The sequence below is a fragment of the Streptomyces sp. NPDC053750 genome, assembly GCF_044544295.1.
In the GTDB taxonomy this organism is placed as follows: domain Bacteria; phylum Actinomycetota; class Actinomycetes; order Streptomycetales; family Streptomycetaceae; genus Streptomyces.
In genome coordinates this window covers 243,379-256,524 of the sequence record NZ_JBITXB010000008.1, presented here as the reverse complement: position 1 = coordinate 256,524, position 13,146 = coordinate 243,379, and the positions used below count along the sequence as shown (strand labels likewise).

Sequence of the window (13,146 nt, the reverse complement as noted above, 5' to 3'; positions counted from 1 at the left end):
GGCCCCGCTCCCCGATGGCCGCACCGCGGTCCTTCCTGTGGAGCCGGCGGATCTTCCTGACCCTGCTCACCGTCTTCGTGCTGCTGCCGGTGTACGTCATGATCTCCAGTTCGCTGAAGCCGCTGGAGGACGTGTCGGGGAAGTTCGCATGGATCCCCTCGGGCCTCACCGTCCGCCCGTACGTCGACATCTGGGAAACGGTCCCGCTGGCCGACTACTTCACGAACTCGCTGATCGTGGCCGGCGCGGCGACCGTCTGCTCCGTCACCATCGCCGTGTTCGCGGCCTACGCGGTCAGCCGCTACTCCTTCCGCGGCAAGCGCCTCTTCACGGTGACGGTGCTGTCGACCCAGATGTTCCCCGGCATCCTGTTCCTGCTGCCGCTGTTCCTCATCTACGTCAACATCGGCAACGCCACCGGCATCGCGCTCTTCGGCTCCCGCGGCGGCCTGATCCTCACCTACCTCACCTTCTCGCTGCCCTTCTCCATCTGGATGCTGATCGGGTACTTCGACTCGGTACCCAGAGACCTCGACGAGGCGGCCAAGGTGGACGGCTGCGGGCCGCTCGGCGCCCTGTTCCGGGTCATCGTGCCCGCCGCGGTCCCCGGCATCGTCGCCGTCGGCGTCTACGCCTTCATGACCGCCTGGGGCGAGGTCCTCTTCGCCTCCGTCATGACCAACGACACCACCCGCACCCTCGCCGTCGGCCTGCAGGGCTACTCCACCCAGAACGACGTGTACTGGAACCAGATCATGGCCGCCTCACTCGTCGTCAGCCTCCCCGTCGTCGCCGGCTTCCTGCTCCTCCAGCGCTACCTCGTCACCGGCCTCACCGCCGGCGCCGTCAAGTAACCGCCGAGGCACCACCGCCGCACCACCCGACCATCCCAGAAAGGCTCTCTGTGTCCGAATCGCTTGACCTCGCCGCCTTCCCCGCCGGCTTCACCTGGGGCACGGCCACCTCCGCCTACCAGATCGAGGGCGCCGTCGCCGAGGACGGCCGGGCACCGTCGATCTGGGACACCTTCTCCCACACGCCGGGCAAGGTCGACAATGACGATCACGGCGACGTGGCCTGCGACCACTACCACCGGTGGCCCGAGGACATCGCCCTGATGAAGCGGCTCGGCACCGACACCTACCGCATGTCCGTCGCCTGGCCCCGCGTGATGCCCGCCGGTGACGGACCGGTCAACGCGGCCGGCCTCGACTTCTACGACCGGCTCGTCGACGCCCTCCTCGACGCCGGCATCACCCCCAACATCACCCTCTACCACTGGGACCTCCCCCAGGCCCTCCAGGACCGCGGCGGCTGGACCGTACGCGACACCGCCGAACACCTCGCCGCCTACGCCTCCGCCGTCGCTGCCCGGCTCGGCGACCGCGTCACCCAGTGGGCCACCCTCAACGAACCCCTCTGCTCCGGCTGGATCGGCCACCTGGAGGGCCGCATGGCGCCCGGCCTGACCGACCTGACCGCCGCCGTGCACGCCTCGTACCACCTGCTGCTCGCCCACGGCCTCGCCACACGGGCGATCCGCGCGGCGGCCCCCGGCGCACAGGTCGGCCTGGTCACCAACCACTCCACCGTCGAGGCGGCCTCGACCCGCCCGGAGGACATCGCGGCGGCCACCCGCATGGACGGCCACACCAACCGCTGGTGGCTCGACCCCGTCCACGGCCGCGGCTTCCCCGCCGACATGCGCGACCTGTACGGCGTGGACCTGCCGGAGCGCACCGGCGACCTGGACACGATCGCCGCGCCCCTCGACTGGCACGGCCTCAACTACTACTTCCCGGCGACCGTCACCGACGACCCCCAAGGCCCCGTCCCGTACGCCCGTGAGGTCCGGCTGCCCGACGTACCGCGCACCGGCATGGACTGGCACATCGACGCCGGGGGCCTGGAGGCCCTCCTGCTGCGCCTGACCGACGACTACGGAGTCCGCAAGCTGTACGTCACCGAGAACGGCTCCGCCTTCCCCGACACCGTCGCGCCCGACGGCGCCGTCCACGACCCCGACCGGGCCCGCTACCTGGAGCAGCACGTGAGCGCCTGCGCCCGGGCGGTCCGCAAGGGCGCGCCGCTGGCCGGGTACTACGCCTGGTCCCTGCTCGACAACTTCGAGTGGGCCTACGGCTACGACAAGCGCTTCGGCCTCGTCCACGTCGACTACGCGACTCAGGCCCGCACCGTCAAGACGAGCGGCCTGCGGTACGCGGAGATCATCCGGGCCCACCGGGAGTCCCACTCCTGACCTCGCGGGCGGTGTCCGCCCGGCGGACGGCGGCCTTGATCAGGCGGACTCGCGTTCGACCAGTTCCGGTTCGAAGACGAGGGTGCGGGGTTCGGTACGGGTGCCCTGGAGCTGCTCGCCGAGCATCCTGGCCATGGCCGCCGCCATGTCCTCCACCGGCTGGCGCACGGTGGTCAGCGACGGCCGGCAGGTCACGGCGATGCTCGAGTCGTCGAACCCGACGACGGCGACGTCCTCCGGTATGCGCCTGCCCTGTTCCCGCAGGACTTGGCAGGCGCCCTGGGCCATCAGGTCGTTGGCGGCGAACACGCCGTCCACAGCGGGGTGGGCCCGCAGCAGCGTGGCCATCGCCGCCGCCCCGCTGTCCAGCGTGAAGACGCCCTCGGCCACGGGCGGGCCGTCGTACCCGGCTCGAGCCAGGACGTCGCGGAATCCGGCGAGACGTTCCCGGCCGGCCCGGAGATCGGGCGGAGCACTGATCACCGCGATACGGCGGCAACCACGAGCCAGGAGACGCTCCCCGGCCAGTCGTCCCCCCGCGTAGTGGTCCAGATCGACGCAACTGACCGGTGTCGCCCGCGTGGGACGTGCGAACAGCACCGTGGGGACGCGGGTGGAGACGAGCATGTCCGGCAGCGGGTCGTCCGGTTGCACGGAGACCACCAGGGCGCCGTCCGCACTGCCCTGCCGCAGGTAGTCGACCACCTGCTTCCTGGCCGCCTCCGATTCGGCGAACAGCAGCACCGGTTGCATCGTGCGGGCCCGGAGATACCCCACGACGCCGTTGACGACACGGCCGAAGAACGGGTCGGCGAACACGCGGCCGGCGAAGGCGTCGCCTGCGCCGGAGACGACGAGGGCCACCGTCCCGGTGCGTCGGGTGACCAACGCCCTCGCCACGCGGTTCGGTGTGTAACCCGTCCGTTCGATCGCACTGCGGACCAGGTCCTGGATACCGGGATCGACGTTGCGTACGCCGTTCACGACCCGCGACACGGTGGCGCGGGAGACCCCCGCCTCCCGCGCGACGTCCTCCAGCGTCGGGACCTGCCTGTTCATGGGCGGAACTCTAACGCCGGGCACTCTCACGGGCAGACCGTCCTCCGATCGCGGCACACCCCGGTGACACCGAAGCCGCACTTTGTCTAGACCTATTGTGTCTAGACCTCTTGCTCTGCTCGTGACCCGCGGACTACGTTTCCCGCAGTTCGGAGTCCTTCACGTTTCCTTCAATCCCCTTGACGAGCAAGGCTGGAAGGAGCATGTCCGCATGCAGGACCGGAGTCTGTCCAGACGGACCGTTCTCGCCTCCGCGACCGTGGTCGCCGCGAGCGCGACCGGCGCCGTGGGCGTGACGACCACCCCCGCGGTCGCACACCAGCACGAGAACCGCGACAAGCGCGACAGCCGCGACAGCCGCGACAGGCGTCTCAAGAAGATCATCTCCAGGATGAGCACCGAGGCGAAGATCGGCCAGCTGTTCGTGCCGTACTTCTACGGTACGTCGGCGACTTCTCCCAGCCAGTTCGACCAGGACCGCAACCTCAGGGAACTCGGCGTCCGCACGGTGGCCGAGCTGATCGCCAAGTACCACATCGGCGGAGTCATCTACTTCTCCGGCTGGGCGAACAACATCCAGGACCCCCGCCAGATCGCGGACCTGACCAACGGGGTGCAGCGGGCCTCGCTCGCCCTGCCCACCCCCATCCCGTCCCTGATCTCCATCGACCAGGAGCACGGGGCCAACGTCCGCATCGGCAGCGGCGCCACCCAGCTGCCGGGCGCGATGGCGCTCGGCGCGGGCCGCTCGCTCTCCGACGCGCGCACCGCCGGACGGATATCGGGCGCCGAACTCGCCGCCCTGGGCATCCATCAGAACTTCGCCCCGGTCGCCGACGTCAACGTCAATCCGGCCAACCCCATCATCAACATCCGCTCCTTCGGCGCCGACGCCCGCGAGGTCGGCCGAATGGTCGCGGCGCAGGTGACGGGGTATCAGCACGCCGGCGTGGTGGCCTGCGCCAAGCACTTCCCGGGCCACGGGGACACCGCGCAGGACAGTCACACCGGACTGCCCGTGATCACCCACACCCGCGAGGAGTGGGACCGCATCGACGCCCCGCCCTTCAGGGCCGCGATCGCCGCCGGTGTCGACTCGATCATGACCGCGCACCTCCAGGTCCCCGCTCTCGACCCCAGCAACGAACCGGCGACCCTGTCGCCCAGGATCCTCCAGGGCGTGCTGCGCGACGAACTCGGCTTCGAGGGCGTGATCGTCACCGACGCCCTCAACATGCAGGGTGTGCGCACCAAGTACGGCGACGACCGCGTGCCCGTCCTCGCCCTCAAGGCCGGCGCCGATCAGCTTCTCTTCCCGCCGAACATCGACGTCGCCTACCACGGCGTCCTGGCCGCCGTCCGCAGTGGAGAGATCACCGAGGACCGGCTCGACGAGTCGGTCCTGCGCATCCTGCGGGTCAAGGACAAGGTCGGTCTGCTCAGCGGCAGCCCCTACGTCTCCCCGAAGGAGGTCGACCGGGTCGTCGGCGCCCGCCGGCACCGGATCGCCGCCGCCCGGATCGCCGAGCGCACCACCACCCTGCTGGTCAACGAGGACGAGGCGCTCCCGCTCGGCCGCCGGCAGAGGAAGCTGCTCGTGGTCGGCGCCAGCCCGGCCTTCCCGACCGACGCCACCCGCACCACGGTGCCCGAGCTGGCCCAGGCGTTCGACGAACTGGGGTACAGCACCACCCACCTCGCCACCGGCCGGGAGCCCGACGCGGCGAAGATCGACGAGGCCGTGGCCGCCGCACAGGGACGCGACGCGGTGGTGGTCACCACCGACAACGTCGGCGCCGCCAGCGCCCAGCGCACTCTGGTGTCCCGGCTGCTCGCGACGGGCGTCCCCGTCGTCCACCTCGCGGTGCGCAACCCCTACGACATCGCCCACCTCGGCGACGTCCCGGCCTCACTGGTCTCCTACTGCTGGACCGAGGTCGAACTGCGCGCCGCCGCCCGGGTGATCGCCGGCCGCGTCGAGCCGCGCGGCAAGCTGCCCGTGCCCGTCCAGCGGGCCGACGACCCGGCCAGGATCCTCTTCCGCTCCGGCCACGGCCTGTCGTACGACGACTGACGTCCGCGTCCGCCCACACCTTCCCGCCCCGGTGCCCCTGAAGGGAGGAGCACCGGGGCCGAGAGCGTCACCCGCGACAAGGCAGCTGTCGCGAACCGACCGTGCTCAGTCGATACAGAACTCGTTGCCCTCGATGTCCAGCATCGGAATGCACGAATCGTTGCCGTCGTAGAGCGTGGTCACGTGAACCGCGCCGAGCGGCACCAGGCGTGCGCGTTCGGCCTCGAGTGCGGCGAGGCGCTCCTCGCCCACGAGACCGGTGCCGACCCGCACATCGAGGTGCACCCGGTTCTTGGCGGCCTTTCCTTCGGGGACGCGCTGGAAGTACAGTCGCGGGCCCACACCCGAGGGATCCACACAGGCGAACCATGAATCCTGCTGTTCTGGCGGCTGCGAACGCTTGAAGTCGTCCCACGTGGCGAAGCCCTCCGGTGGCGGCGGCACGACGTAGCCCAGGACCTCGCACCAAAAGCGAGCGAGGCGCTCGGGCTCCGCGCAGTCGAAGGTGACTTGGAACGTCTTGATCGCCGACATGGGCGCACCGTACCAGCGGGACTCTGCCGTTCATCACCCCAAGCGGAGCGGAGCGGGCACACAGGCGTGCGGCGACCAGGAATCGTGAGCCATGGGGCGCGCATGAGCGCACCGCCCGCGTGCGCCGCACACCGAACGGCCGCAATCTGGGCGTATGACCTATCGGTGCGGGACGAAGGGTGCTCCATGAGAATCGCAGTCATCGGCGGTACCGGCCGGATCGGGTCGCAGGTCGTGAAGAAGCTGAACGCTGCCGGGCACGAGGCCGTGCCGCAGTCGCTGTCCACCGGTGTCGACGTGATCACGGGCCAGGGCCTGGCGGAGGCGGTGGCCGGCGCCGACGTGGTCGTCAATCTGACGAATTCCCCGACCTTCGACGACGCGTCCCCGGCGTTCTTCCGGACCTCGATGGACAACCTCCTGGCCGCCTGCCACGAGGCCGGGGTGGGGCACGTCGTCATTCTCTCGATCGTCGGCGCGGACCAGGTGCCCGACCTCGTCTACTACCGGGCCAAGGTCCTCCAGGAAGACGTCCTCAAGGCCGGGCCGGTCCCCTACTCGATCGTCCGCGCCACCCAGTTCATGGAGTTCGTCGACGCCGTCATGTCCTGGACCACCGAGGGCGACACCGTCCGCCTGCCCGCCACCCCTGTCCAGCCGATCGCCGCCCAGGACATCTCCGACACTGTCGCCGAAGTCGCCGTCGCTCCCCCGCTGAACGGCACCGTCGACATCGCCGGTCCCGACGTCTTCCCCCTCGACGAACTCGGCCGGATCACCCTGGACGCCCACCCCGACGGCCGTACGGTGGTGACCGACGACACCGCCGGCATGTTCGCCGCCGTCCACGGCGATGCCCTCACCGCCCACGGTGACGCCCGCATCGCCCCCACCCACTACCGCGACTGGCTCTCCTGAACCATCCGGCTGTGGCGATCGGCTCTGCCCACCCTCGCCTCCGAGGCGTCCCGGTCCTGGCTCGGCGGCCCGACCAGCACGCACAAGGCGGTCCCGGTGGTCTTGCCCCGCCTTCCGATCCGGTGCGAAACTTCTGAACCGCCTTAGTCGGTGAAGGAGTTGGGCTTGTCACCCACGGGAAGACCGTTACGACCCCTGACCGTCCTCTTCGCACCGGAGAGCGCGTACGGGCCGACGAACAACTGCGTAGGGATCGGGGACGTCCTGCGCCGCCGGGGGCACCGTGTGGTGTTCGCCGCGGAGGCGTCCTGGAAGGGCCGCCTCACGCCCCTCGGTTTCGAGGAGGAGCTGGTCGATCTGGCCCCGCCGCCCGAACAGCCCCAGGACGCGGGCCAGTTCTGGAAGGACTTCGTGCGCGACACCGCACCCGAGTTCCGCAAGCCGACCATCGAGCAGCTAGGCACCTGGATCAAGCCGGTGTGGGAGGAGTTGGTCTCCGGCGCCCGGTACTGCGAGCCCCAGCTGAAGGAGATCATCGACCGGGTCCGGCCGGATGTGATCGTCGAGGACAACGTCGTGTGCTTCCCGGCGTTGACCACGGCGGGGGTGCCCTTCGTGCGGATCGTTTCCGTTTCCTGCAACCCGCTGGAGATGAAGGGCGGGCACGTTCCACCGCCGTTCTCCGGGCTTCCGGCCGAGGACAGGAGCGGATGGGACGAGTTCCGCGCCGAGTACGACCGCACGCACCGGAGCCTGTGGAGCGACTTCAGCGCCTGGGTGACCGAGCAGGGCGCGCCTCCGCTGCCCGACCTGGAGTTCATCCACGAGGGCGATCTGAACCTGTACGTCTTTCCCGAGTCGGCCGACTACACGGACGCTCGTCCGCTGGGCCCCACCTGGCACCGGCTGGACTCCTCGGTCCGTGAGACGCAGGAGGCGTTCACACCCCCGCCCGACCTGGCCGACGGCGGCGGCGCGCTGATCTACTTCAGCCTCGGATCGCTCGGATCGGCCGACGTGGACCTCATGCGCAGGGTCATCGCCTCGCTCGCCCGCACCCCGCACCGCTGCATCGTCTCCAAAGGCCCGCTGCACGAGGAGATCGAGCTGCCGCCGAACATGTGGGGCGAGGAGTTCCTGCCGCAGACCCGGATCCTCCCGCTGGTCGACCTCGTCATCACGCACGGCGGCAACAACACGACCACCGAGGCCCTCCACTTCGGCAAGCCCATGATCCTGTTGCCGCTGTTCTGGGACCAGCACGACAACGCCCAGCGCATGACCGAACTGGGCCACGGCATCCGGCTCGACCCGTACCGTTTCACCGACGCCGAACTCCACGGCGCGATCGGCCGCCTGCTCGGCGACACGACTCTGCGGCGCGCCCTCACCGAGGTCGGTGAGACGATCCGGGCCCGCGACGGACTGCGCAGGGCCGCGGATCTGATCGAGCGGGCCGCCACGGGGTGATCCCACCGGCCCTCGGACGTCCGGGGTGGCGGTGGACCACCCCGCGGGTTTGGGGGGTTGAGCTTGTACCCCCCACAAGCCCAACCTGCCACGCCCGGCGCAGAAGCGGTTCCCTGGAAACGCGCCTCGGTCACGACACCACCGACCGTCGCGCCTACTCCTCCACCGACCGAGTATGAGGACCACTCCATGGAACGTCGCAAAGCGCTCGGACTGATCGCCGCCACCGGCGCCGCCACCGCCGCCTCCTTCACGGCTGTGCCCGCCTTCGGTGCGGTGACCGGCCAGCCCGCGGGCGCCGCAGGACAGGGCAGGGCCACGGCCAGGGACGGCTACACCTTCGCGCTGGACAAGAACGTCGAGCGGACCCCGGTGCGGTTCACGAACCGCTACGGCATCGAGGTCGCCGCGGACCTCTACGTGCCGAGGAACGCCCGGGGCAGGCTGCCCGCCCTGGTGGTCAGCGGCCCCTTCGGCGCGGTCAAGGAACAGTCCTCGGGGCTCTACGCCAACGAGTTCGCCCGCCGCGGCTACGTCGCCCTCGCCTTCGACCCCTCCTTCACCGGGGAGAGCGGCGGCACGGTGCGCGACGTGGCCTCGCCCGACATCTACACCGAGGACTACAGCGCCGCCGTCGACTTCCTCGGCCTGCAGAGGATCGTCGACCGCGAGCGGATCGGCGCGCAGGCCGTCTGCGGCCTCAGCGGCATTGCGCTCACCGCGGCGGCCGCGGACAGCCGTATCAAGGCGGTCGCCACGGCCTCGATGTACGACATGTCGCGCAGCATGTCCCGCGGCCACGAGGACTACTACACGCCCGAGCAGCGCCACAAGGTCGTGGACCACCTCAGCCGGCAGCGCTGGACCGACGCCGAGAACGGCACCTACGCGCGGCTCTCCCACGAGGTCCCCTTCGACGACAACGGCAACGTCGCCCCCACGAACCGCGTCCTGCCCAGGACCCTCCCGGCGGACGCCGACCCGATCACGGCGAGCTTCTTCGACTACTACCGCACCCAGCGCGGCCACCACCCGCGCTCGATCAACTCCACCACCGCGTGGACCGGGACCACGCCGATGTCGTTCTTCGCCTTCCCGCTGATGACGAACCTCGACATGCTGGCACCCCGCAAGGCCCTCCTGGTGGCCGGCGCCGACGCGCACTCCCGCTACTACTCCGAGGACGTCCAGAAGATGGCCCCCGACACCGTCGACCTCGTGATCGTCCCGGGCGCGGACCACGTCGACCTCTACGACCGCAAGGACCTCATCCCGTTCGACAGGCTCGACGAGTTCTTCACCCAGAACCTCGCCTGACCGCAAGGGCGGGCGCTGATCGCCAACCCACCCTTCTTCGAACCATGACGCCCCGCACCTCGAACCGACGGCTGCCGGCACGCTGTCAGGGTGCCGGCATGCATCCGCACCTGCGCGCCCCGACGCCGCCGACGCCGTACGGGCAGGTGTTGTCGGTGAACGCGAACGGCGCGATGACGAAGTCGCCGCGTTCTGGGCCGGTGACCTGCGAACCGATCCCCTCGACGACGCAGGGGACCTCGTGCCCCATGGGCACGCACGCCCCCGGCCCCCCGGCAGGATTCGAACCTGCGCGGGCTCCGGCGGACGTGACCGGCCCAGGTGCAGTGTGCCGCACGGCGGCGTCGCCTACGGCTGTGGCCGACGGTCCCGTGCGCGGGGCTGGGGCTCCTCGGTCTGGATCGTGGCGGTCATCTGTTCCGGCTCGAAGATCTGGTCGCCGTACAGGTCCTGCAGCCAGTTGGTCTGGTAGATGGTGTCGAGGTAGCGCTCACCGAGGTCGGGGGCGATGGCCACTGCGGTGATGTCCCGGGCATCGTGACGGGACAGCCAGTCCGTCGCGCCACTGACCACCGTTCCCGTTGAGCCGCCGAACAGAAAGCCGCGCCGGGCCATACGGTGGCAGGTGCGGATGGTCTCCGCCTCCTCGACGTGGATGACCTCGTTGACGTAGGACTCGTCGAGCAACGGGGGACGCATGCTCATGCCGAGCCCGGGGATCATCCGGCGGCCGGGTTCGCCGCCGAAGGCCACCGATCCCACGGTGTCCACGGCGACGATGCGCACCGGCCGGTGCCACTGCCGGAAGAAGCGGGCGCAGCCCATCAGGGTCCCGGCGGTGCCCGTTCCGATGAACAGGGCGTCCAGGCGCGGAAAGTGGCGGGCGATCTGCTGTGCCGTCGTACGGTAGTGCGCCCGCCAGTTGCCGGCATTGGTGTACTGGCTGAGCCACACGTACCGGCTGTCGGAGGCACACAGCGAGCGGACGTACTCGATACGTGTGCCCAGGAAACCTCCGTTCTCGTCCGGGTCGGCCACGGTGTGCACCTGGCTGCCGAGAGCCTCCATCAGCAGTCGGGTCGACAGGTTGCAACGGGAGTCCGTCACGCACAGGAACCGGTAGCCCTTGCTGGCGGCGATCATGCTCAGCGCCACGCCCAGGTTTCCGGACGAGGATTCGACGATGACGGAGTCCGGTTTCAGGATGCCGTCCCGCTCGGCGCTCGCCACCATCTCGTTCGCGGCCTTCAACTTGATGGAGCCGGCAAAGTTGAAGCCCTCACACTTCAGGTAGAGGGGCCATCCGAAGATCGACTTGAGGTCGACGAAGAGACGGCCTTCGTTGAAGTCATGGGGAGCGGATATGACGGGCACGTTGGGCCTCCTGGTACCGGGAAGGGGCAATGGCCTCAGCCGTACCGGCGCAGGTCGTAAAAGAAGTTGTCGATGAGACGCAGGTTTCCCGCCCGGGCTGCCTCGTCGTAGACGTACTTGCCGACGGCGAGGTCGAGGACACCGAGTCCGAAGGGTGAGAAGACCACGGGTCGGTCGGACGGCGGGGCGGCCCGACCGAGCATCACGTCGTTGAGTGTGCCGTTCAGGAAGTCCCGGTTGCCGGTGCGCTGTTCGGTGAGGTGGGGGGAGGTGTCGGCCTTCAGACAGTGCTCGACGTCGTCGACGAAGTTGGCCGAGGCCAAGAGGACTTCGGGGGCGAGGTCGCGCAGGGACACGTGCAGGACCAGGGGGTTGTGGGCGAACAGGGACGGGTCGGTGACGTGGGGTTCGCCTGCGACGGTGGCGAATACCACGAGGTCGGCGGCGCGGATGAGGTCCTCGGCACTGTCGTGGACGGTGACCTCGGCGGTGGTCCCGCTCTGCCTCAGGTACCCGCAGAATCCGGAGGCGCTGTCGGCGGCGAGGTCGTGCACGCCGATGGTGTCGAACGTCCAGCCGGTGCCGGCGAGGAACGTGTGGAGGTAGCGGGCGATCAGGCCCGTGCCGATGAACCCGACACGGGTCGGGCGCGGCCGGGAGCGGCTGAGCCAGTCGGCGGCCAGCGCGGCGGACGCCGCTGTCCTGGTCGCGCTGATGATGGAGCTCTCCAGGCAGGCGAAGGGGTAGCCGGTGGCGGGGTCGTTGAGGATGAGGACCGCGGAGGCGCGGGGCAGCCCGGCCCGTACGTTGTCCGGGAAGCTGGAGATCCACTTGAGCCCGTCGACGTGCACCGGCCCGCCGACGGAGGCCGGCAGCGCGATGATCCGTGCGGTGGGTCGGTCGGGGAAACGCAGGAAGTAGGACGGGGGGTTGACCGAGTCCCCGGCGCCGTGCACCCGGTAGGTGTCCTCGACCAGTTCGACGATCTCCTTCTCTCGCCCGTCGAGCGCCTGCTGAACCTGCGCACCGGAGATGACCGCGAACGTCGGCGCCGAAGCCGTGTCGGGCACGGCCGGCTGCGTGGTGGTGGACAACAGGTTGGTCATCGCCGGCCTGCCTCGGGGGTCGGGCCGGAGCCGGCCGGGCGGTGGGGCTCGGCCATGCCGACCAGCACCTGCCGCTCTCCGGTGTAGGGCTCCCTGCTGTGGGCGGTGCGGACGTTGTCGACGAGCAGCAGATCACCGGCCTGCCAGGGCTCGCGCCGGGTGTGCTCGTCGTAGGTCGCGTTGAGCAGTCGGACGACGTCCTCTCCGATCGGGCTGCCGTCTCCGAAACGGGTGTTGAACGGCAGGCCGTCCTCGCCGTAGAGGTCCACGAGGTACTCGCGCACCTCCGGGGCCAGCGTCCACTCGTTGAGGAAGGCGATCTGGTTGAACCAGCAGTCCTGGCCCGTGAGGGGGTGCCGGACCACGGCCGGGCGCCGCTGGGTGGTGCGCAGGGAACCGTCCGGCTGCCAGGCGAAGTCGATGGCGTTGGCCCGGCAGTAGCGCTCGATCTCGGCTCGGTCGCCGGTGCCGAACGACTCCTCCAGGGACGCCCCGATCTCGTCGGTGTAGGAGCGGGTCAGCAGCCAGCCCTCACGCGCGAAGCGTTCCCTCGGCTCGGCGGGCAGCGCCTGCAGGACCCGGGCGGCGTCGGCCACCGCCGTGGCCCCGCCCTGGTCGGGCGCGGTCAGGCAGGCGAACAGCATGAGGCCGGGAGCCTTCAGGGTGTAGCTCAGCTCGTGGTGCATGCACATCGGCTGGTTGGCCGGCCAGGTCGTGGAGGAGTAGAGCCCCGGGCCGAACTCCTGGCGGGGGGCGAAGGACTCCCGCTCCGTCATGCGGCCGCCGGTCAGACGGGAGAAGACGGCACCGGCCTGATCCGTGTCCCGCAGTCCCAGGCCGCGGACCAGCAGCGCCCCGTGTTCGGTGACCTGTGCGCGCAGCGCCTCGCGGTGCTGCGCCGCCCAACTCGTCGCGTCGGCAGGGGCGTCGATGTGCACTACCGCCGGTCTGTCCGGCCGCAGCTGCACGTCGAACGGGGCTGCCAGGGATGAGGTCGACATCTCGGTTTCCTTTCGGTTGCCCGTCTGGAGGCT

12 protein-coding genes are annotated in these 13,146 nt (G+C 70.0%); 6 read left to right on the top strand and 6 right to left on the bottom strand.

What is annotated here, in order from left to right:
* Positions 1 to 14 precede the first annotated feature (14 nt).
* Both ACIGO6_RS24060 and ACIGO6_RS24055 read left to right on the top strand, forming a co-directional pair.
* Positions 15 to 854 (top strand): carbohydrate ABC transporter permease, encoded by an 840-nt coding sequence (locus ACIGO6_RS24060; RefSeq protein WP_399879506.1) that lies wholly within the window; start codon positions 15 to 17, stop codon positions 852 to 854.
* 50 nt (positions 855 to 904) lie between these two features.
* On the top strand, positions 905 to 2,260 hold the full coding sequence (locus tag ACIGO6_RS24055; protein ID WP_399879325.1) for a GH1 family beta-glucosidase: 1,356 nt from the start codon (positions 905 to 907) through the stop codon (positions 2,258 to 2,260).
* A gap of 39 nt (positions 2,261 to 2,299) precedes the next feature.
* Here the strand turns inward: ACIGO6_RS24055 and ACIGO6_RS24050 are convergent, their stop codons facing one another.
* On the bottom strand, positions 2,300 to 3,319 hold the full coding sequence (locus ACIGO6_RS24050; protein WP_399879323.1) for a LacI family DNA-binding transcriptional regulator: 1,020 nt from the start codon (positions 3,317 to 3,319) through the stop codon (positions 2,300 to 2,302).
* Positions 3,320 to 3,530: 211 nt separating this feature from the next.
* Between ACIGO6_RS24050 and ACIGO6_RS24045 the strand changes: the two genes are divergently transcribed.
* On the top strand, positions 3,531 to 5,393 hold the full coding sequence (locus tag ACIGO6_RS24045; RefSeq protein ID WP_399879321.1) for a glycoside hydrolase family 3 protein: 1,863 nt from the start codon (positions 3,531 to 3,533) through the stop codon (positions 5,391 to 5,393).
* 105 nt (positions 5,394 to 5,498) lie between these two features.
* Here ACIGO6_RS24045 and ACIGO6_RS24040 read toward each other — a convergent pair whose 3' ends face one another.
* Positions 5,499 to 5,927, bottom strand: a complete 429-nt coding sequence (locus ACIGO6_RS24040; RefSeq protein ID WP_399879319.1) for a VOC family protein — start codon at positions 5,925 to 5,927, stop codon at positions 5,499 to 5,501.
* A gap of 186 nt (positions 5,928 to 6,113) precedes the next feature.
* Between ACIGO6_RS24040 and ACIGO6_RS24035 the strand changes: the two genes are divergently transcribed.
* The 3 genes from ACIGO6_RS24035 to ACIGO6_RS24025 all read left to right on the top strand — a co-directional run bounded on the left by ACIGO6_RS24035 (position 6,114) and on the right by ACIGO6_RS24025 (position 9,632).
* Positions 6,114 to 6,845, top strand: a complete 732-nt coding sequence (locus ACIGO6_RS24035) for an SDR family oxidoreductase (protein ID WP_399879317.1) — start codon at positions 6,114 to 6,116, stop codon at positions 6,843 to 6,845.
* A gap of 165 nt (positions 6,846 to 7,010) precedes the next feature.
* On the top strand, positions 7,011 to 8,315 hold the full coding sequence (locus tag ACIGO6_RS24030; RefSeq protein WP_399879315.1) for a glycosyltransferase: 1,305 nt from the start codon (positions 7,011 to 7,013) through the stop codon (positions 8,313 to 8,315).
* Between the two features lie 189 nt (positions 8,316 to 8,504).
* Entirely contained in the window at positions 8,505 to 9,632 is a 1,128-nt protein-coding gene (locus ACIGO6_RS24025; protein WP_399879314.1) for an alpha/beta hydrolase, read from the top strand.
* 85 nt (positions 9,633 to 9,717) lie between these two features.
* Here the strand turns inward: ACIGO6_RS24025 and ACIGO6_RS24020 are convergent, their stop codons facing one another.
* From ACIGO6_RS24020 to ACIGO6_RS24005, 4 genes are all read right to left on the bottom strand, one after another.
* The gene (locus tag ACIGO6_RS24020) at positions 9,718 to 9,882 is read right to left on the bottom strand and encodes a hypothetical protein (RefSeq protein WP_399879312.1); all 165 of its coding nucleotides are present in this window, start codon (positions 9,880 to 9,882) and stop codon (positions 9,718 to 9,720) included.
* Between the two features lie 98 nt (positions 9,883 to 9,980).
* Positions 9,981 to 11,006 (bottom strand): 2,3-diaminopropionate biosynthesis protein SbnA, encoded by a 1,026-nt coding sequence (gene sbnA, locus ACIGO6_RS24015; protein WP_399879310.1) that lies wholly within the window; start codon positions 11,004 to 11,006, stop codon positions 9,981 to 9,983.
* 35 nt (positions 11,007 to 11,041) lie between these two features.
* Positions 11,042 to 12,112 (bottom strand): 2,3-diaminopropionate biosynthesis protein SbnB, encoded by a 1,071-nt coding sequence (gene sbnB / locus ACIGO6_RS24010; protein WP_399879308.1) that lies wholly within the window; start codon positions 12,110 to 12,112, stop codon positions 11,042 to 11,044.
* Complete coding sequence (locus tag ACIGO6_RS24005; protein WP_399879306.1) at positions 12,109 to 13,113, bottom strand: TauD/TfdA family dioxygenase; 1,005 nt, start codon at positions 13,111 to 13,113, stop codon at positions 12,109 to 12,111. The genes sbnB and ACIGO6_RS24005 overlap by 4 nt, the downstream gene beginning before the upstream one ends.
* Positions 13,114 to 13,146: the final 33 nt, after the last annotated feature.

Excerpts from the sequence above, each read along its gene's own strand:
- ACIGO6_RS24060 (WP_399879506.1), top strand. The coding sequence starts at position 15 with ATGGCCGCACCGCGGTCCTTCCTGTGGAGCCGGCGGATCTTCCTGACC.
- ACIGO6_RS24050 (WP_399879323.1), bottom strand. The coding sequence starts at position 3,319 with ATGAACAGGCAGGTCCCGACGCTGGAGGACGTCGCGCGGGAGGCGGGG.
- ACIGO6_RS24045 (WP_399879321.1), top strand. The coding sequence starts at position 3,531 with ATGCAGGACCGGAGTCTGTCCAGACGGACCGTTCTCGCCTCCGCGACC.
- ACIGO6_RS24040 (WP_399879319.1), bottom strand. The coding sequence starts at position 5,927 with ATGTCGGCGATCAAGACGTTCCAAGTCACCTTCGACTGCGCGGAGCCC.
- ACIGO6_RS24035 (WP_399879317.1), top strand. The coding sequence starts at position 6,114 with ATGAGAATCGCAGTCATCGGCGGTACCGGCCGGATCGGGTCGCAGGTC.
- ACIGO6_RS24025 (WP_399879314.1), top strand. The coding sequence starts at position 8,505 with ATGGAACGTCGCAAAGCGCTCGGACTGATCGCCGCCACCGGCGCCGCC.
- ACIGO6_RS24020 (WP_399879312.1), bottom strand. The coding sequence starts at position 9,882 with ATGGGGCACGAGGTCCCCTGCGTCGTCGAGGGGATCGGTTCGCAGGTC.
- sbnB (WP_399879308.1), bottom strand. The coding sequence starts at position 12,112 with ATGACCAACCTGTTGTCCACCACCACGCAGCCGGCCGTGCCCGACACG.
- ACIGO6_RS24005 (WP_399879306.1), bottom strand. The coding sequence starts at position 13,113 with ATGTCGACCTCATCCCTGGCAGCCCCGTTCGACGTGCAGCTGCGGCCG.